The sequence below is a fragment of the Aeromicrobium sp. CnD17-E genome, assembly GCF_024124745.1.
GTDB lineage: Bacteria > Actinomycetota > Actinomycetes > Propionibacteriales > Nocardioidaceae > Aeromicrobium.
The window spans coordinates 1-18,018 of record NZ_JAMXRU010000066.1 but is presented as its reverse complement, the minus strand read 5'-3'; the positions used below and the strand labels follow the sequence as shown (position 1 = coordinate 18,018).

Genomic DNA, 18,018 nt, shown 5'->3' with positions numbered 1-18,018 from the left:
CCCAGCCCGACGCGGGCCACGGCCAGGCCGTCGACCCGCACGTCGACGGCCAGCACGTGGGCTCCGTCCGGCGTCGGGACCACGTCGGGCGAGGGACGGCCGGCGCCGTTGCGCACGGCGGCCGACCGCACCTGCTCGGCCAGGCCGAGGGACTCCAGCTCGGTCACCAGCCCCGCGATCGTGCTGCGGTTCAGGCCCATGTGCGTGGTGAGGTCCGCCCGTGACACGCGGCCCCGCAGGTGCACCTGGCCGAGCAGCGTGCCCAGGTTGTGCCGTCTCACGGCCTCCTGGTTGGTGCCCGCCCCCCCGCGGGCCCGCGTCTGCACGGTCGGCTCAGCTCACGCCCGACGCCGACCGGCGACGGCGCGACAGGGCGTCGACGCTGGCGGCGAGCAGCAGCACGCCTCCGGTGACGACGTAGTTGATCCAGCTGGCCTGGTTGAGCAGGCCGAGGCCGTTGGCGATCGTGGCGATGACGACACCGCCGATGACGCCGTCGCGTGCCTTGCCCTTGCCGCCGAAGAGGCTCGTGCCGCCGATGACCGCCGCGCCGACCGCGTAGAGCAGCGTGTTGCCGCCGCCCGACGACGGCGAGACCTTGCCGGCGTAGGACGCGGCGATGATGCCGCTGATGGCCGCCGTCGAGGTGCAGATGACGAACACGGAGATGCGGATGCGGTCGACGTTGATGCCCGCACGACGTGCGGCCTCGCGGTTGCCGCCCACGGCGTAGACGTGACGTCCGTAGCGGGTCCGGCTGAGCAGGAAGGTGAACAGCACCAGCAGCGCGCCCACCACGAGCAGCACGTACGGCACGCCCTGGATCGGGAAGTTCGGGTTCCGGCTGCGGTCGACGTTGAGCAGGGCCGTGAGGCCCAGGACGACGACCGCGAGGCCGGCGATCTTGACGAGGATGAGGCTCAGCGGCTGGTGCGCGAGACCGCGGCTCACCTGCGTGCGGTGGCGCAGCAGCGTGAGGGCCGCGAAGAGGACCACGACGACGACCGCGACGATCCAGCCGACGGTGACGGGCACGTTCTTGATGGTGATGCCGCGCAGCACCGGGTCGGCCACGCGGACGGAGCCGCCCTGGCCGATCATCTTCAGCAGCACGCCCTGCAGGGCCAGGAAGAAGGCCAGCGTGACGACGAAGCTGGGGATGCCCAGCTTGGCGACCAGCGCACCGATGAACCCACCGAGCACCATGCCGACGACGAGGGCGCCCACGACGGCCACGTACCAGGGCAGCCCGTGGTCGTCGATCGCCAGCGCCGCGACCGCCGCCCCGACCGCGCCCGCGACACCCGCGGACAGGTCGATGTCGCCGAGCAGCAGCACCGGGATGAGCGCCATGGCCAGCACGCAGATCGCACCGGCCTGGGTGATGAGGTTGGCGATGTTCAGCGCGGTGAGGAAGGTGTCGCTGAGCGAGCCGAAGACGATGAAGAGGACGACGAGGCCGAGCGTCGCGGGCAGGGCGCCCATGTCGCCGCCGCGCAGGCGGTTCAGGTAGGCCTGCCAGGCCTCGCCGAGCGTCGTGGTCTGGCGCGAGTCGATCGCGAAGTCGGAGTCGGCGAGGCCGCTGCCGGCGTTCTGGGCGGGCTGCGTGCCCGTGGATGACGTGGTCATGGTGCCTCTCAGACGGATGCGAGCCCGAGGTCGCCCGAGCGACCCGCGGTGATGAGCTCGACGACCTGGGTGTTGGTGACGTCCTTCGTCGCGACGTCGGCGGCCACGCGGCCGAGGTACAGGGTGGTGATGCGGTCGGCGACCTCGAAGACGTCGACCATGTTGTGGGAGATCAGCACGACGCCGAGTCCCTGGTCGGCGAGACGGCGCACGAGGTCGAGCACCTGCCGGGTCTGGGCGACGCCGAGGGCGGCCGTGGGCTCGTCGAGCAGCACGACCTTGGAGTTCCAGAGGACCGACTTCGCGATGGCGACGGTCTGGCGCTGGCCGCCGGACAGGCTGGCGACGCTCTGGCGCACCGACTTGACCGTGCGCACGGACAGCGACGCGAGGGTCTCACGGGCGCGGGCCTCCATGGTGGCCTCGTCGAGCTGCGGGCCCTTCATGAGCTCGCGGCCGAGGAACATGTTCTCGACGATGTCGAGGTTGTCGCAGAGGGCGAGGTCCTGGTAGACGACCTCGATGCCGAGGTCGGCCGCGTCGCGGGGGCCGTGGATGTCGACGGGCTTGCCCTCGAAGTAGCGCTGGCCGGTGTCGGCGGAGTAGATGCCGGCGATCGTCTTGACGAGCGTCGACTTGCCGGCGCCGTTGTCGCCGACGAGCGCCGTTACCTGGCCGGGGTAGACGGCGAAGTCGACGTCGTGCAGGACGTGGACGGCGCCGAAGCTCTTGTTGATGCCGCGCAGCTCCAGCAGCGGGTTGGTGGTCATGGGGATGTCTCCAGGGAGTCGCAGGAGGGCGGTCGGACGGTGCGGGCGCGGTCGCGCCCAGCGTGACTCCCGCGGGGGACGGTCTGGCAGGACCGTCCCCCGCGGGACGTCGGGGTGGACGTCAGCTGATGCCGGCGTCCGCGCAGAGCTTCGCGAAGTCGTTGGCGCAGAGGTCGTCCTTGCTGACGCCTCCGTCGTCGACGACGTCCTTGACGTTGTCCTTCGTGATGGACTGCGGGGTGAGGAGGATCGAGGGAACCTCACGCTTGCCCTCGGAGTCCTCGGTGGTGCCGTTGGTCTCGGCCTTGTCGCCCTTGGCGAGCGCGATGGCCGCCTTGGCGAGCGCGCCGGCCTCCTGCGTGGCCGACTTGTACACCGACATGCACTGGTCGCCCTTGAGGATGTTCTGCAGGCCCTCGACCGTGGCGTCCTGGCCCGTGACCGGGACCTTGCCCTCCTGGCCGTTCTTCTGCAGGATCGAGATGACCGAGCCGGCGAGACCGTCGTTGGCCGCGTAGACGCCCTGGACGTCGCCGTCGACCTTCGTGTACAGCTGCTCGAAGATCGTGACGGCCTGCTCGTTGTCCCAGTCCGGGACGGCCTGCTCGCCGACGTTCTTGTACTTGCTGTTCTTGTCGAGGACGCTGTGCGCACCCTCGGAGAACAGCGTCGCGTTGTTGTCGGTGGGCGAGCCGTTCAGGTAGATGACGTTGGCGTCCTTGTCACCGAGGCACTGCTCGAGACCCTGGCCCTGCAGCTCGCCGACCTTGGTGTTGTCGAACGAGACGTAGTAGTCGGCCGAGCCGCCCAGCGTGAGCCGGTCGTAGTCGATCGTCTTGACGCCCTGCTGCGCGGCCTTCTCCTCGATGGAGGCACCGGAGTCGGAGTCGAGGTTGACGATCGCGAGGACGGTGACGCCGTCGGCGATCATGCTGTCCGCGATGGTGGCCATCTTGTCGGCGTCGCCCTCGGCGTTCTGGATCTCGTACTCGACGCCGGCCTCCTTGAAGGCCTTCTCGAGCGCCGGACGGTCGGCCGACTCCCAGCGCACCGAGGACTTGGTGTCGGGGAGGATGACGCCGATCTTGCCCGCGTCACCCTTGTTGTCGCCGCCGTCGTTCCCCGAGTCGCTGCTGCCGCAGGCGCTCAGCATGAGCGTGGCACCCATGAGCCCGGCCAGCACCAGATTGCGCGTCCGCTTCACACGAACCGCCTCCTTGATTCATCTCGCGCGACACGGAGACGACATCTGATCGACACCCGGACGCAATTGTTGTTTGCGTGAACCTATCGCGTGATCGGGGTCACGTCCAGCATCTTCAGACAATTTCGTGTCGCGGACAACGAATTTCTTCCGCAGCCCCCGCCCGGGCGGTAGGTGAGTGGCGGAACGCGGGTCGGCGGTAGCTGACACGCGCTACCGGGCCTCGATGACGCGGGCTACCTACCGCCCCGCCGGCGACCAGCGAGCGGGTCCACGACCGACCACACCACCGCAACCGCAGGACGAAGCCCCGACGCACCACCGCCCGCCATCCGGGCGGATGGCGGGCGGTGGTGGCGTTGCAGGTCAGGCGTGCGCGGCAGCCTTGAGGGCCTCGGCGCGGCCGGTGTCCTCCCACGGCAGGCCGGGGCGGCCGAAGTGGCCGTACGCGGCGGTCTGTGCGTAGATGGGGCGGAGCAGGTCGAGGTCGCGGACGATGGCGCCGGGTCGCAGGTCGAAGACCTCGAGGACGGCCTCGCGGATCGTGTCGACCGGGACGGTCTCGGTGCCGTAGGTGTCGACGTAGAAGCCGACCGGCTTGGCGACGCCGATCGCGTACGCGACCTGGACCTCGGCCTTGGTGGCGAGGCCGGCGGCGACGATGTTCTTCGCGACCCAGCGCATCGCGTACGCGGCGGAGCGGTCGACCTTGCTCGGGTCCTTGCCCGAGAACGCGCCGCCGCCGTGGCGGGCGTAGCCGCCGTAGGTGTCGACGATGATCTTGCGGCCGGTCAGGCCGACGTCGCCCATGGGCCCGCCGATGACGAAGCGGCCGGTGGGGTTGACGTGCAGCTTGTAGTCGCTGGAGTCGATGTCGTACTGGCCGAGCACGACGTCGATGACGTGCTTCTTGATGTCGCCACGGAGCTGGGCGTCGAGGTCGATGCCCTCCTCGTGCTGCGTCGACACGACGATGGCCTCGACCCGCTTGGGCTTGTCGTCGTCGCCGTACTCGATGGTGACCTGCGTCTTGCCGTCGGCGCGCAGGTACGGCAGCGTGCCGTCCTTGCGGACCGCGGTCAGCTGCTCGGCGAGACGGTGCGCGATGGTGATCGGCAGCGGCATCAGCTCGGGGGTCTCGTCGATCGCGAAGCCGAACATGAGGCCCTGGTCGCCGGCACCCTGCAGGTCGAGCGGGTCGACCGAGCCGTCGGCGCGGTTCTCGAACGCGCTGTCGACGCCCTGGGCGATGTCGGGGCTCTGCGCGTCGAGGGTGATCTGCACGGCGCAGGACTCACCGTCGAACCCCTTGACGGAGGAGTCGTAGCCGATCTCCAGGACGCGGTCGCGGGCGATGCGCGCGATGTCGGCGTACGCCTCGGTGGTCACCTCGCCGCCGACGAGCACGAGGCCCGTGGTCACGTACGTCTCGCACGCGACACGGCTCTTGGGGTCCTCCGCCAGCAGCGCGTCGAGGACGCTGTCGCTGATCTGGTCGGCGATCTTGTCGGGGTGGCCCTCGGTCACCGACTCGGACGTGAAGAAGCGGCTCACTCGATCTCTCCTGTTGGCTGGGTGCGCTGGCGCCCGACGGCGTCGGGCGGTGGGCGGGGTGACTCCCCGGAGTGTAACGACGCTCAGCGCGAAGGGTTCTGCCGTCCCGCGCGTCGGACGATCTCGTCCCACAGCGTGTGGGCGAGCCTGGACTTGGAGCCGGGCGGCACCGGCACCTCGCTGCCGTCGGCGGCCAGGATCACCGCCTCGGTGTCCTCCCGTCCGAAGACCTTGCCCTCGCTGACGTCGTTGACGACGAGCAGCTCGCAGCCCTTGCGCTCGAGCTTGGCGCGACCGTGGCCCGCGACGCTGGCGTTCTCGTCGCCGGTCTCGGCGGCGAAGCCGACGATGAACGGACGTCGCGCCGCGCCGCGGTCGCGGACGAGGCCGGCGAGGATGTCAGGATTCTCGACGAGCTCGACGACCGGCGTGCGCCCGTCGGCGCGCTTCTTGATCTTGCTGCCCGAGACGTCCGCCGGACGGAAGTCGGCAGGTGCCGCAGCCATGACGACGACGTCGGCGCGGGCCGCGGCGTCGACGACGGCGGCGTGCAGCTCGGCGGTGGTGACCACCTCGACGACGTCGACGCCGGCCGGGGCGGGCAGACCGACGTTGGCGGCGACGAGCGTGACGCTGGCGCCGCGCGCGACCGCGGCCTGCGCGATGGCGATGCCCTGCAGCCCCGACGAGCGGTTGCCGAGGTAGCGCACGGGGTCGAGGAACTCGCGCGTGCCGCCCGCGGAGACCACGACGTGCTGCCCGGCGAGGTCCTGGTCGTGGGCGTCGAGCACGTCCTGGCAGACGGCGAACAGCTGGTCGGGCTCCGGGAGCCGACCCTTGCCGGTGTCGCTGCCGGTGAGCCTGCCGGCGGCGGGCTCGACCACGAGCACGCCCCGCGAGCGCAACGTCTCGACGTTGGCCTGCGTGGCCGCGTGCTCCCACATCTCGGTGTGCATGGCCGGCGCGAGCACCACGGGGCACCGCGCGGTCAGCAGGGTGTTGGTGAGCAGGTCGTCGGCGAGGCCGTGCGCGGCCTTGGCGAGCAGGTCGGCGGTCGCCGGTGCGACGACGACGAGGTCGGCCTCCTGGCCGAGCCGCACGTGGGGCACCTCGTGCACGTCGGACCACACGTCGGTGGCGACGGGCTGGCCGCTCAGCGCCTCCCAGGTGGGGGCGCCGACGAACTGCAGCGCGGACCGGGTGGGCACGACGCGGACGTCGTGACCCGACTCGGTGAACAGGCGCAGCAGGGACGCCACCTTGTAGGCGGCGATGCCCCCGCCGACGCCCAGCACGACGCGGGGACGTCGGACGTCGCCCGGAACGGGTTCGCTCATGCGGGGCAGGTCAGACCTGGGACGACGCAGCAGCCCCGTTGCTCTGGTAGCCCTCGCTGCCGTCGGTCTCCTCGACCGTCAGCAGGTCCGCGTTGATCTCGCGCAGGGCGATGGAGAGCGGCTTCTCCTGGACCTCGGTCTCGAGCAGAGGTCCGACGTACTCCAGCAGGCCCTCGCCGAGCTGGGAGTAGTACGCGTTGATCTGACGCGCGCGCTTGGCGCTGTAGAGCACCAGCTTGTACTTGGAGTCGGCCTTGTCGAGCAGGTCGTCGATGGGCGGGTTCGTGATGCCCTCGGCCACGGAACGCGTGCTGGTCACTGTGCCTCGCAGAGAATGGATGGCGGAAAGTTCGGGTCAGGCCCGCGCGGGCCCGTCGAACAAGTCTATCAACTCCCGGCACGCGGCCCGGACGTCGGTGTTGACGATCGTCAGATCGAACTCTTCCTCGGCGGCGAGCTCCTCGCGGGCGGTGCGCAGGCGGCGCTCCCGCTCCTCGGGTCCCTCGGTCCCGCGTCCCACGAGACGGCGCTCGAGCTCCTCGAACGACGGCGGCGCGAGGAAGCACATGAGGGCGTCCGGCATCGCCTGGCGCACCTGGCGCGCGCCCTGCAGGTCGAGCTCGAGCAGGGCGGGCTCCCCCGCGTCGAGGCGCTCCTCGACCGGGCCGCGCGGCGTGCCGTAGCGGTGGCGACCGTGCACGACGGCCCACTCGAGCAGCCCGTCGGTCTCGACGAGCCGGTCGAACTCGGCCTCGCTGACGAAGTGGTAGTGCACGCCCTCCTGCTCACCGGGACGGGGCGGGCGGGTGGTGGCCGACACGGAGATCCAGATGTCCGGCCGCTCCTCGCGCACGCAGGCCGCGACCGTCCCCTTGCCGACCGCGGTCGGGCCGGCGAGGACGACGAGCCGGGAGCGGACGGGTGACTCGGACGTGGCCGGGTCAGCGCTCACGGCTGCCGAACTCGCGCAGCAGCGCCTGCACCTGGTTGACGCCGAGGCCCCGCAGCCGACGGCTGTCGGCGATGCCGATACGGTCCATGATCTCCTTGGCGCGGACCTTCCCCACGCCGGGCATCGACTGCAGCAGGTCGCTCACCTTCAGCTTGGCGATGACGTCGTCGACCCGCGCCTCGTTGATCACGTCGGCCAGGCTGGCGCCGGAGTGCTTGAGGCGGTTCTTCACCTCGGCGCGCACCTGCCGGGCCTGCGCGGCCTTGGCGAGGGCGGCCTGCCGCTGCTCGGGGGTCAGCTGTGGGAGGGCCACGATGTCGTCCTCTCTCGTGCCGGGCGCGTCGTCGGGCCGGCGTGGGCGGGATGCGGGGCGGTCACTTGAGGGTGATCTCGCACTCGGTCTTCGCGTTCTTGACCACGGCGGTCCGCTGCGCCGACGTGTCGTTGAACTTCTCGTAGGCGTCGTTGAGGGTGCTGAGCTGGGTCTCGTCCAGCTTCGCCACGACGGCCTTGTCCTTCATGTCCTCCAGCGGGAGGCCGACCTTCTTCTGCGCCGCGAGCACGCCGTCGGTGACGTCGGCCAGCGCCGCCCAGTCCTTGCGGACGGAGGACGGCGCCTCCTTCGAGACGGTCCGGAAGGCCTTCGCGTACGCCGCGTAGCCGGCGTCGGTGCGGGTCTTGCCGAAGGAGTTGAGCGCGTCCGCGTTCTTCTCGATGGCCGAGCAGTACGGGCTCTGGCCACCGCACCCGGTGAGCAGCAGGGTCGACAGCGCGGCCGCGGCAGCCGTGGCGACGTGCTTCGCACGGGGTCGCGTCATGCGGGTCTCCTCGAGGGGTCGGGATGCTCTGACCAGGGCCGACGGACGTCGGCCACGAGGGGAGCCTACAACTGCAGGGAGTCGTTCACGGCGACGGCGGCGCCGCGCAGCGCGGCCACGTCGGGTCCGGCCTGCAGCACCTGTCGCGACGTCGACGGCAGCACGTGCCGGGTGACGCCGTCGAAGATGCGTCGCAGGTCGTCGACGGTGCCGCCCTGGCTTCCGAACCCGGGGACGAGCAGCGGCCCGTTCACGTCGAGGTCCTCGTCGGTCGAGCCGATGGTGGCGCCCACGACGGCGCCGTAGGAGCCCATCGGCGTCGCGCCCGCGTTCGCCTCGCGCAGCGCCGCGAGCACGTCGCCGGCGACCGTGCGGCCCGAGCCCGCGGTCGCGTGCTGCACCTGCGGACCCTCGGGGTTGGAGGTGAGCGCGAGGACGAAGACGCCGGCGTCGTTCTTCTCGGCCTCCTCCAGGAACGGCGCGAGCGACCCGAACCCGAGGAACGGGCTCACGGTCACCGCGTCGGCCGCCATCGGGCTGTCCTCGTCGAGGTAGGCCTCGGCGTAGGCGGAGGCGGTCGAGCCGATGTCGCCGCGCTTGACGTCGAGCACGGTGAGCGTGCCGGTGTGGCGCAGGTCCTGCAGCGTGCGCTCCAGGATCGCGACGCCGCGCGACCCGAACCGCTCGAAGAACGCCGACTGCGGCTTCACGAACGCGACCTGGCCGGCGAACGCCTCGACGCAGGCTGCGGCGAAGCGGTCGAGCCCGTCGAGGGTGTCACCGACCCCCCACGCCTCGAGCAGCGAGGCGTGGGGGTCGATGCCGACGCAGACCGGCCCGTACGCGTCCATCGCGGCACGGGCCCGCGAGCCGAAGCTCACGACGCCGTCACCCGCGCCGCCCAGTCCTGCAGCGAGCGGACCCCGACACGCTGCTCCTGCAGCGCCTCGATGCCCTGCACGGCGGCCGCCAGGCCCTGGACCGTCGTGATGCACGGGATGCCCTCGGCCACCGCGGCCGTGCGGATCTCGTACCCGTCCATGCGGGCGTTCGTGCCGGCGGAGATGCCGTGCGGCGTGTTGATGATGAGGTCGACGTCCTGCTCGCGGATCTTGTCGACGATCGTCGACGGCTCCTGCCCCGGCAGCGGTGTCTCGTGCAGCTTGCGGATCACCGTGGCCTGCACGCCGTTGCGTGCGAGCACGACGGCCGTGCCGCTCGTCGCGAGGATCTCGAAGCCGAGGTCCGCGAGGCGCTTGATCGGGAAGATCATGTGCCGCTTGTCGCGGTTGGCGACCGACACGAACACCTTGCCCGACGTGGGCAGGCCGTTCTGCGCACCTGCCTGGCTCTTGGCGAACGCCGTGCCGAAGGTCGTGTCGAAGCCCATCACCTCACCCGTCGAGCGCATCTCCGGCCCGAGCAGCGTGTCGACGTAGGTGCCCTCGTAGGTGCGGAACCGGTTGAAGGGCATCACGGCCTCCTTGACCGCGATCGGCGCGTCGTCGGGCAGCAGGCCACCGTCGCGGCCCGTGGGCAGCAGCCCCTCGGCGCGCAGGTCGGCGATCGACTCCCCCAGCATGATCCGGGCGGCGGCCTTCGCGAGCGGCGTCGCGGTGGCCTTGGAGACGAACGGCACCGTGCGGCTCGCCCGCGGGTTGGCCTCGATGACGTAGAGGATGTCCGACGACAGCGCGAACTGGATGTTCACGAGCCCGCGCACCCCGACGCCCCGCGCGATGGCCTCGGTGGCCTCGCGGATGCGGTCGACCTCGAGCCCACCGAGCGTGATCGGCGGGAGCGCGCACGCGGAGTCGCCGGAGTGCACCCCGGCCTCCTCGATGTGCTCCATGACCCCGCCCAGGAACAGCTCCTCGCCGTCGAACAGGGCGTCGACGTCGATCTCGATGGCGTCGTCGAGGAACCGGTCGACGAGCACCGGACGCTCGGGCGTGATCTCCGTGGCGCGCGAGATGTACTCCTCGAGCGTCTGCTCGTCGTACACGATCTCCATGCCACGCCCGCCGAGCACGTACGACGGACGCACCAGCACCGGGTAGCCGATCTCGTCGGCGATCTGCCGGGCGTGCTCGAACGTCGTGGCCATGCCGCTCTTGGGCGCGACGAGACCGGCCGCGTCGAGCACCTGGCCGAAGGCGCCACGCTCCTCCGCGAGGTCGATCGCCGACGGCTGCGTGCCGACGATGGGCACGCCCGCGGCCTCCAGGCCCGCCGCCAGACCGAGCGGCGTCTGGCCGCCCAGCTGCACGACGACGCCGGCCACCGGGCCCGCCTGCTGCTCGGCGTGCACGACCTCCAGCACGTCCTCGAGCGTCAGCGGCTCGAAGTAGAGCCGGTCGGCGGTGTCGTAGTCGGTCGAGACCGTCTCGGGGTTGCAGTTGACCATGACGGTCTCGTAGCCCACCGCACTGAGCGCCTGCACCGCGTGCACGCACGAGTAGTCGAACTCGATGCCCTGGCCGATCCGGTTCGGGCCGCTGCCCAGCACCAGCACGGCAGGCTTCTCGCGCGGCTCGACCTCGGTCTCCTCGTCGTAGGAGGAGTAGTGGTACGGCGTGCGCGCCGCGAACTCCGCCGCGCACGTGTCGACCGTCTTGTAGACCGGGCGCACGCCGAGCGCGTGCCGCACGCCGCGCACGACGTCGGCCGACATGCCGCGGATCCGGCCGAGCTGCGCGTCGGAGAAGCCGTGCCGCTTCGCCCGGCGCAGCAGCGCCGGCGACAGCTCGGGCGCCTCGATCAGCTCCGTGGCCACCTCGTTGATGAGGGCCAGCTGGTCGACGAACCACGGGTCGATGCTCGTGGCCGCGAAGATCTCGTCGGGCGTGGCACCGGCGCGGATCGCGTCCATGACCTTCTTCAGGCGGCCGTCGTGCGGGCGCTCGATCTCCTCGAGCAGGCTCGCCTTGTCGAGCTCGACCCACTCCTTGCTCCAGTCGAACTCCGCGCCCGGGCGCTCCAGCGAGCGCAGCGCCTTCTGCAGCGCCTCGGTGAAGCTGCGGCCGATGGCCATCGCCTCGCCGACGGACTTCATGTGCGTCGTCAGGGTCGAGTCGGCGGCCGGGAACTTCTCGAACGCGAACCGCGGCACCTTCACCACCACGTAGTCGAGCGTCGGCTCGAACGACGCGGGCGTCTCGCGGGTGATGTCGTTCGGGATCTCGTCGAGCGTGTAGCCGATGGCCACCTTGGCGGCGATCTTGGCGATCGGGAAGCCGGTGGCCTTGGACGCGAGCGCCGACGAGCGCGACACGCGTGGGTTCATCTCGATGACGACGATGCGGCCGTTCTCCGGGTTGACCGCGAACTGGATGTTGCAGCCGCCGGTGTCGACGCCGACCTCGCGGATGACGCCGAGGGAGATGTCGCGCAGCCGCTGGTACTCGACGTCGGTGAGCGTCAGGGCCGGGGCCACGGTGATCGAGTCGCCCGTGTGCACGCCGACCGGGTCGAAGTTCTCGATCGAGCAGACGATCACCACGTTGTCGGCGGTGTCGCGCATGACCTCGAGCTCGTACTCCTTCCAGCCGAGGATCGACTCCTCCAGGAGCACCTCGGTGGTGGGGCTCAGCGCGAGGCCGGACCCGGCGATGCGGTGCAGGTCGTCCTCGTCGTAGGCCAGGCCCGAGCCGGACCCGCCCATCGTGAACGACGGGCGCACGACGACGGGGTAGCCGCCGAGCTGCTCGACGCCGGCGAGGCACTCGTCCATCGTGTGGCAGATGACCGAGCGGGCCACCTCGGCGCCCCACTCCTTCGGCAGACCCTCGACGATCCGCTTGAAGATCTCGCGGTTCTCGCCCTTCTCGATCGCCTCGACCGACGCGCCGATCAGCTCGACGCCGTACTTCTCGAGCGTCCCGGCCTTGTCGAGCGCGATCGCCGCGTTCAGCGCGGTCTGGCCGCCGAGGGTCGCGAGCAGGGCGTCGGGACGCTCCTTCGCGATCACCTTCTCGACGAACTCGGGCGTGATCGGCTCGACGTACGTGGCGTCGGCGAACTCGGGGTCGGTCATGATCGTCGCGGGGTTGGAGTTCACGAGGATCACGCGGATGCCCTCCTCGCGGAGGACGCGGCACGCCTGGGTGCCGGAGTAGTCGAACTCGCAGGCCTGCCCGATGACGATCGGGCCGGAGCCGATGACGAGGATCGAGGAGATGTCGGTGCGCTTGGGCATCAGTCGGTCACCTTCGCGTGGTCGGGGGCGTGGTCGTTCATCAGCTGGACGAACCGGTCGAACAGGTACGCCGCGTCGTGCGGGCCGGCGGCGGCCTCCGGGTGGTACTGGACGCTGAACGCGGGTCCGTCGACGAGCGCGACGCCCTCGACGACCTGGTCGTTGAGGCCGACGTGGGTCACGTGCGCGTCGCCGTAGGGCGTCTCGAACGTGCCGTCGAGCGGCGCGTCGACCGCGAAGCCGTGGTTCTGGCTCGTGATCTCGACCTTGCCCGTCGTGCGGTCCTGCACCGGCTGGTTGATGCCGCGGTGCCCGTACTTCAGCTTGTAGGTGCCTCGACCCAGGGCGCGGCCGAGCATCTGGTTGCCCAGGCAGATCCCGAAGTACGGGATGCGCCGCTCGAGCACCTCGCGCAGCACGCCGACGACGTGGTCGGCCGTGGCCGGGTCGCCGGGGCCGTTGGACATGAACACGCCGCTCGGCCCCCCCTGGTCGGCACCGACCGCCAGCACGTCGTCGATGGTCGAGGAGGCGGGCAGCACGTGCACCTCGATGCCGCGCTCGGCCAGCCGGCGCGGGGTCATGCCCTTGATGCCGAGGTCGACGGCGGCCACGGTGAACCGCCTCTCCCCCACCGCGGGCACCACGTAGGGCTCGGGCGTCGTGACGTCGTCGAGGAAGCTGGAGCCCTCCATCGGGGGTGCCTCGTTCACCAGCGCCACGAGGGCGTCGAGCGAGCCCCCGACGTGCTGCGGGTCGCTGCTGATCGCGGCACGCATCGAGCCACGCTCGCGCAGGTGACGCGTGAGCGCCCGGGTGTCGACGGCGCTGATGCCGACGACGCCCTGCTCGGTCAGCAGGTCGTCGAGCGACCGGTTCGAGCGCCAGCTGCTGCGCACCCGCGAGGGGTCGCGCACGACGTAGCCGTCGACCCACACGCGTCGGGACTCGAAGTCCTCGTCGTTGACACCGGTGTTGCCGATGTGCGGCGCCGTCATGACGACGATCTGGCCGCGGTAGGAGGGGTCGGTCAGCGTCTCCTGGTAGCCGGTCATGCCCGTGGCGAAGACGATCTCGGCGATCGTCGTGCCCTGCGCACCGAAGGACTCGCCACGGAACGCGCGACCGTCCTCGAGCACGAGCACGGCGGGGACGCGGCGCTCCGGCCGGCGGGAGGAGAAGGCTTCGTGGGTCTGGCTCATGGGTGGACTCCTTCGGTCAGCTCGCCGGACAGGACGGTGGGGACGCCACGCAGGAACGTGGCGACGACCCGGCCGGGCAGCTCGTGCCCGGCGTAGGGGGTGTTGCGCGACAGCGACGCGGTGTCGCCGGGGGTGACGACGCGCGTGGCGGACGGGTCGTAGAGGACGACGTGCGCCGGCTCACCGACGGCCAGCGGTCGGCCGTGCTCGGCGACACGGCCGATGCGCGCCGGCCGCGCCGACATCGCCTCGGCGACCTGCTCCCAGGTGAGGGCGCCGGTGTCGACCATCGTCTGCTGCACGATCGACAGCGCGGTCTCGAGGCCGATCATCCCGAAGGCGGCGGCCGCGAACTCGCACTCCTTGTCCTCCATGGGGTGCGGCGCGTGGTCGGTCGCGACGATGTCGATGGTGCCGTCGGCCAGGCCCTCGCGGACCGCGGCGACGTCGTCGGCGGTGCGCAGCGGCGGGTTGACCTTGTAGATCGGGTCGTAGCTGCGGACCAGCTCGTCGGTGAGGAGCAGGTGGTGCGGCGTGACCTCCGCGGTCACGTCGATGCCCCGGCTCTTCGCCCACCGGACGATCTCGACGGAGCCGCGCGTGGACAGGTGGCAGACGTGCAGGCGGGAGCCGACGTGCTCGGCGAGCAGCACGTCGCGGGCGATGATCGCCTCCTCGGCGACCGCCGGCCAGCCGACCAGGCCGAGCTCGCCCGACAGGGCGCCCTCGTTCATCTGGGCGCCCTCGGTGAGCCGCGGCTCCTGCGCGTGCTGCGCGACGACGCCGTCGAAGGCCTTGACGTACTCGAGCGCGCGGCGCATCAGCACCGCGTCGGACACGCAGATGCCGTCGTCGGAGAAGACGCGCACGCCCGCGGCGGAGTCGGCCATGGCGCCCAGCTCGGCGAGGCGCTCGCCCTTCAGCCCGACGGTGACGGCGCCGACGGGCTGGACGTCGCAGAAGCCGCCCTCGCGGCCGAGCCGCCAGACCTGCTCGACGACACCCGCGGTGTCGGCGACCGGCGAGGTGTTCGCCATCGCGTGCACGCAGGTGAACCCGCCGCGCGCGGCGGACTGCGTGCCGGTGAGCACCGTCTCGGCGTCCTCGCGGCCCGGCTCGCGCAGGTGGGTGTGCAGGTCGACGAGACCGGGCAGCGCGACGAGGCCGTCGGCGTCGACGACCGTGACGTCCTGGTCGACCTCGAGACCTGCACCGATCTCGACGATCACGCCGTCGCGCAGCAGCAGGTCGGCGGGGTCGCCGCCGAGCGGACGCGCGTTGCGGAGGAGGTAGGCGGTCATGCGGTTCCTTCGTTCGAGCCGTCGGCGGGCGCGCCACCGAGGAGCAGGTAGAGCACGGCCATCCGCACCGCGACGCCGTTCGTGACCTGCTCGACGATCACGGAGCGGTCGGAGTCGGCGACGTCGGCACTGATCTCCATGCCGCGGTTCATCGGGCCGGGGTGCATGACCACCGCGTGGTCGGGCAGCCGGTTCATGCGCGCGCGGTCGAGGCCGTAGCGGCGGCTGTACTCGCGGGCGCTCGGGAAGTAGGCGGCGTTCATCCGCTCCCCCTGGACCCGCAGCATCATGAGCGCGTCGGTGCCCTCGAGCGTGGCGTCGAGGTCGTAGGACGTGCTGACCGGCCACGTGTGGACGCCGACCGGCAGCAGCGTCGGCGGGGCGACGAGCGTGACGTGCGCGCCCAGCGTGTGCAGCAGGAGCGCGTTGGAGCGGGCGACACGGCTGTGCAGCACGTCGCCGACGATGGTGATCCGCTTGCCGGCGAGGTCGGCACCGGTGTCGGCGCCTGCACCATCCGCCGCCCGCGCCCCGGCACCCCCGCCAACCAGGTGGCGACGCATGGTGAAGGCGTCGAGCAGGGCCTGGGTGGGGTGCTCGTGCGTGCCGTCGCCGGCGTTGACCACGGCCCCCTTCGTCCAGGCCTCGTGCGCCAGGCGGTGCGGCGCACCTGACGCCCCGTGGCGGACGACGACCGCGTCGGCGCCCATCGCCTGCAGCGTCAGGGCGGTGTCCTTCAGGCCCTCGCCCTTGGAGGCGCTCGAGCCCTTGGCGGAGAAGTTGATGACGTCGGCGGAGAGCCGCTTGGCCGCCGCCTCGAAGCTGATGCGGGTGCGCGTGGAGTCCTCGAAGAAGAGGTTGACGACCGTCCGGCCGCGCAGCGTCGGGAGCTTCTTGATGGGCCGCTGCGCCACGCCGAGCAGCTCCTCGGCGGTGTCGAGGATGCGGACGGCCTCGTCGCGGCTCAGGTCGCCGGCGCTCAGCAGGTGCTTCACGCGACCCCTCCTCGGATCGTCACGGAGTCGGCCTGGTCGTCGACCTCGGCGAGCCGGACCCGCACCTTCTCCGCGAGCGACGTCGGCAGGTTCTTGCCCACGAAGTCGGCGCGGATGGGCAGCTCCCGGTGGCCGCGGTCGACGAGGACCGCCAGCTGCACGGCCTTCGGCCGGCCGAGGTCGGCGAGGGCGTCGAGCGCCGCACGGATGGTGCGACCGCTCATCAGCACGTCGTCGACGAGCACGACGGTGCGTCCGTCGACGTCCTCGGGGATCTCGGTGTGCTCCAGTGACCGCACCGGGCCGCTGTGCAGGTCGTCGCGGTACATCGTGATGTCGAGCGCACCGGCGGTGATCGTCCGGCCCTCCACCTCGCTCATGCGCGCCGCGATCCGGCGCGCGAGCGGCACGCCCCGGGTGGGGATGCCGAGGATGACGAGCCCGTCGGCGTCGCGGTTGCGCTCGAGGATCTCGTGGGTGATGCGGGTCAGCGCCCGCGAGATGTCGGTCTCGTCGAGGACCGTGCGACCGGCCTCGTCTGCGGCGGAAGCGCCGGGTGCCGGGTCACGCGTGTCAGGACCGGGAGTGCCGTCGGGCACGACCATGTCTGACCTCCTTCTCCGCCTCACGGGACGGTGGTTAAAGGACGTCGGATGGAACGGCTCGAGCCTAGCAGCGGTGGACCGCGAGCCGATCAGGGGTCGGGGGTGGCGGACAGGGCGCGGGTGCGGGCCTGGAGGTCGGCGACGAGGCGCTCAGCCGCACCCGGGGCCACACCGACGGCGCCCACCGACCATCGCCAGCGATCGTCGACCCAGGATGTCGCCACGCCGTCGCTGTCCTCGTGGTCCCAGGGGTCGTCCAGAGGCGAACGAAAGAGGTGGAAGGCGCCCTGGGCGTGCCAGTCCAGCCGTACTCGATCGGGGCCCGACTCGTCGACGAACGCCATGACGTCGCCGTGCACCGCGACCGTCAGGTCGCCGAGCGGGATCGACTCGACGACCTCATCTTCTGCGGCGCGATGACGCACGAGTGCCTCTGCAAGGTGCTCGGGGAGGTCGTCGTCCTCGCCGAAGGTGACGAAACCCGACTCGAACGGGCCGGTCCAAGCGAAGAGCTCCGGCCGGTGCGGATCCACGACCGCCACCTCTTCCCAACGGAACAGGATCCCTGATTCCTCGTGCTCCGAGAACAGGGTCCGGCCGTTGACGACGTCGACCAGGAAGCGCATCTCACGCCGGCTCCCAGGGAGGACGAGCCGGACCTCCCAGACATCCTGGCCGAGGTAGCTCGTCCTTCGAGGCGGAGCAGCGAGCTCGGTGGCGTCGTCGTACCGCATGTCGCCGCCGATCACCCAGTCGATCGGCCGCGGCCTGCTGAGCGCCTCACCGACAGCACCGTGCATCCGACTCATCCCTCGCCCCAGCCTCTGCGGCGGCCCGTCGGCATCGGTCTCGGGATCGAAGACGTAGCCATGACGGTCGTCCTGCATGCTCCACAGGCGACCGGCCTCGTCCTCGACTCGCCATCGATGGCCGTGCTTGCGGACGCGGAAGCGCGTGAGCTCGTCGGACTCCTCGTCGAGACGGACCGCGAGCACACCCTCGGTCGGCTCCTCGGACGTCTCCCCCGCCACCATGCGGACGAGGATCTCCAGCCACTGCGCGTCGGTCATGGAGGAAGCGTCGCACGCCCGGGGGCCGCGGAGGCCGTGCACGAGTTCAGGACCTTCGCTGGGCGTCGAATCTGCTGGAATCCGAGGATAAAGGTGACCTCAGTGGCTTTGTTTTCGAACATCCGTTCGGTATCATGGAGTCATGTCCAACACGCTGCTCGCCGACCGGCTCGAGGCCGTCGCCGCCGAGCTGCGCGCGTACCCGACGAGCACCGAGGCGCTGCGGCTGCTGCAGGGACTCTCGAACGCGATCGACGCGGAGAAGGTGGCGCTGGTCGCGGAGGTGGACGAGCATCGCGACTTCGAGACCGAGGGCTGCTCGAGCCTGAAGAACTGGCTACGTGACCAGCTGCACCTCGACGGCAGACAGGCGTCCCAGCTGG

General features: G+C 71.0%; 17 protein-coding genes and 1 pseudogene. 1 reads left to right on the top strand and 17 read right to left on the bottom strand.

The features are described 5' to 3' along the window. The 17 genes and pseudogenes from NH339_RS12535 to NH339_RS12455 all read right to left on the bottom strand — a co-directional run. Positions 1–281, bottom strand: a pseudogene (locus NH339_RS12535) (ROK family transcriptional regulator); the annotation flags it as partial. Positions 282–333: 52 nt separating this feature from the next. After that, positions 334–1,629, bottom strand: coding sequence for a sugar ABC transporter permease (locus NH339_RS12530; RefSeq protein ID WP_253025770.1), 1,296 nt, complete (start codon positions 1,627–1,629; stop codon positions 334–336). Between the two features lie 8 nt (positions 1,630–1,637). Then, positions 1,638–2,399, bottom strand: a complete 762-nt coding sequence (locus tag NH339_RS12525; protein ID WP_253025769.1) for an ATP-binding cassette domain-containing protein — start codon at positions 2,397–2,399, stop codon at positions 1,638–1,640. 121 nt (positions 2,400–2,520) lie between these two features. Beyond that, positions 2,521–3,603 carry a sugar ABC transporter substrate-binding protein gene (locus tag NH339_RS12520; protein ID WP_253025767.1) on the bottom strand — a complete coding sequence of 361 codons (1,083 nt, stop codon included), beginning with the start codon at positions 3,601–3,603 and terminating at the stop codon, positions 2,521–2,523. Positions 3,604–3,969: 366 nt separating this feature from the next. Next, positions 3,970–5,157, bottom strand: coding sequence for a methionine adenosyltransferase (metK, locus tag NH339_RS12515; protein WP_253025765.1), 1,188 nt, complete (start codon positions 5,155–5,157; stop codon positions 3,970–3,972). A gap of 83 nt (positions 5,158–5,240) precedes the next feature. Then, positions 5,241–6,494 (bottom strand): bifunctional phosphopantothenoylcysteine decarboxylase/phosphopantothenate--cysteine ligase CoaBC, encoded by a 1,254-nt coding sequence (gene coaBC / locus NH339_RS12510; protein ID WP_253025763.1) that lies wholly within the window; start codon positions 6,492–6,494, stop codon positions 5,241–5,243. A 10-nt stretch (positions 6,495–6,504) separates the two neighbouring features. Continuing rightward, positions 6,505–6,813: a DNA-directed RNA polymerase subunit omega gene (gene rpoZ, locus NH339_RS12505; protein ID WP_083516376.1), complete on the bottom strand. Its 309-nt coding sequence runs from the start codon at positions 6,811–6,813 to the stop codon at positions 6,505–6,507. 36 nt (positions 6,814–6,849) lie between these two features. Beyond that, positions 6,850–7,446: a guanylate kinase gene (gene gmk, locus NH339_RS12500; RefSeq protein ID WP_253025761.1), complete on the bottom strand. Its 597-nt coding sequence runs from the start codon at positions 7,444–7,446 to the stop codon at positions 6,850–6,852. Beyond that, complete coding sequence (gene mihF, locus NH339_RS12495; protein WP_067857807.1) at positions 7,436–7,759, bottom strand: integration host factor, actinobacterial type; 324 nt, start codon at positions 7,757–7,759, stop codon at positions 7,436–7,438. The genes gmk and mihF overlap by 11 nt, the downstream gene beginning before the upstream one ends. Positions 7,760–7,820: 61 nt before the next feature. Continuing rightward, on the bottom strand, positions 7,821–8,264 hold the full coding sequence (locus NH339_RS12490; RefSeq protein ID WP_253025759.1) for a hypothetical protein: 444 nt from the start codon (positions 8,262–8,264) through the stop codon (positions 7,821–7,823). 65 nt (positions 8,265–8,329) lie between these two features. Further along, on the bottom strand, positions 8,330–9,145 hold the full coding sequence (gene pyrF, locus NH339_RS12485; RefSeq protein WP_253025757.1) for an orotidine-5'-phosphate decarboxylase: 816 nt from the start codon (positions 9,143–9,145) through the stop codon (positions 8,330–8,332). Then, on the bottom strand, positions 9,142–12,462 hold the full coding sequence (carB, locus tag NH339_RS12480) for a carbamoyl-phosphate synthase large subunit (protein ID WP_253025755.1): 3,321 nt from the start codon (positions 12,460–12,462) through the stop codon (positions 9,142–9,144). Before carB ends, pyrF begins: the two co-directional genes overlap by 4 nt. After that, positions 12,462–13,664, bottom strand: a complete 1,203-nt coding sequence (gene carA, locus NH339_RS12475; RefSeq protein WP_253025753.1) for a glutamine-hydrolyzing carbamoyl-phosphate synthase small subunit — start codon at positions 13,662–13,664, stop codon at positions 12,462–12,464. Before carA ends, carB begins: the two co-directional genes overlap by 1 nt. Next, positions 13,661–14,965 (bottom strand): dihydroorotase, encoded by a 1,305-nt coding sequence (locus tag NH339_RS12470; protein WP_253025751.1) that lies wholly within the window; start codon positions 14,963–14,965, stop codon positions 13,661–13,663. Before NH339_RS12470 ends, carA begins: the two co-directional genes overlap by 4 nt. After that, entirely contained in the window at positions 14,962–15,960 is a 999-nt protein-coding gene (locus NH339_RS12465; protein ID WP_253025749.1) for an aspartate carbamoyltransferase catalytic subunit, read from the bottom strand. Before NH339_RS12465 ends, NH339_RS12470 begins: the two co-directional genes overlap by 4 nt. Then, on the bottom strand, positions 15,957–16,565 hold the full coding sequence (gene pyrR / locus NH339_RS12460; protein ID WP_253025747.1) for a bifunctional pyr operon transcriptional regulator/uracil phosphoribosyltransferase PyrR: 609 nt from the start codon (positions 16,563–16,565) through the stop codon (positions 15,957–15,959). Before pyrR ends, NH339_RS12465 begins: the two co-directional genes overlap by 4 nt. Before the next feature lie 89 nt (positions 16,566–16,654). Continuing rightward, complete coding sequence (locus NH339_RS12455; RefSeq protein WP_253025746.1) at positions 16,655–17,635, bottom strand: hypothetical protein; 981 nt, start codon at positions 17,633–17,635, stop codon at positions 16,655–16,657. Positions 17,636–17,777: 142 nt separating this feature from the next. Between NH339_RS12455 and NH339_RS12450 the strand changes: the two genes are divergently transcribed. After that, a partial coding sequence (locus NH339_RS12450) for a hypothetical protein (protein ID WP_253025745.1) occupies positions 17,778–18,018 on the top strand: 241 nt, incomplete at its 3' end.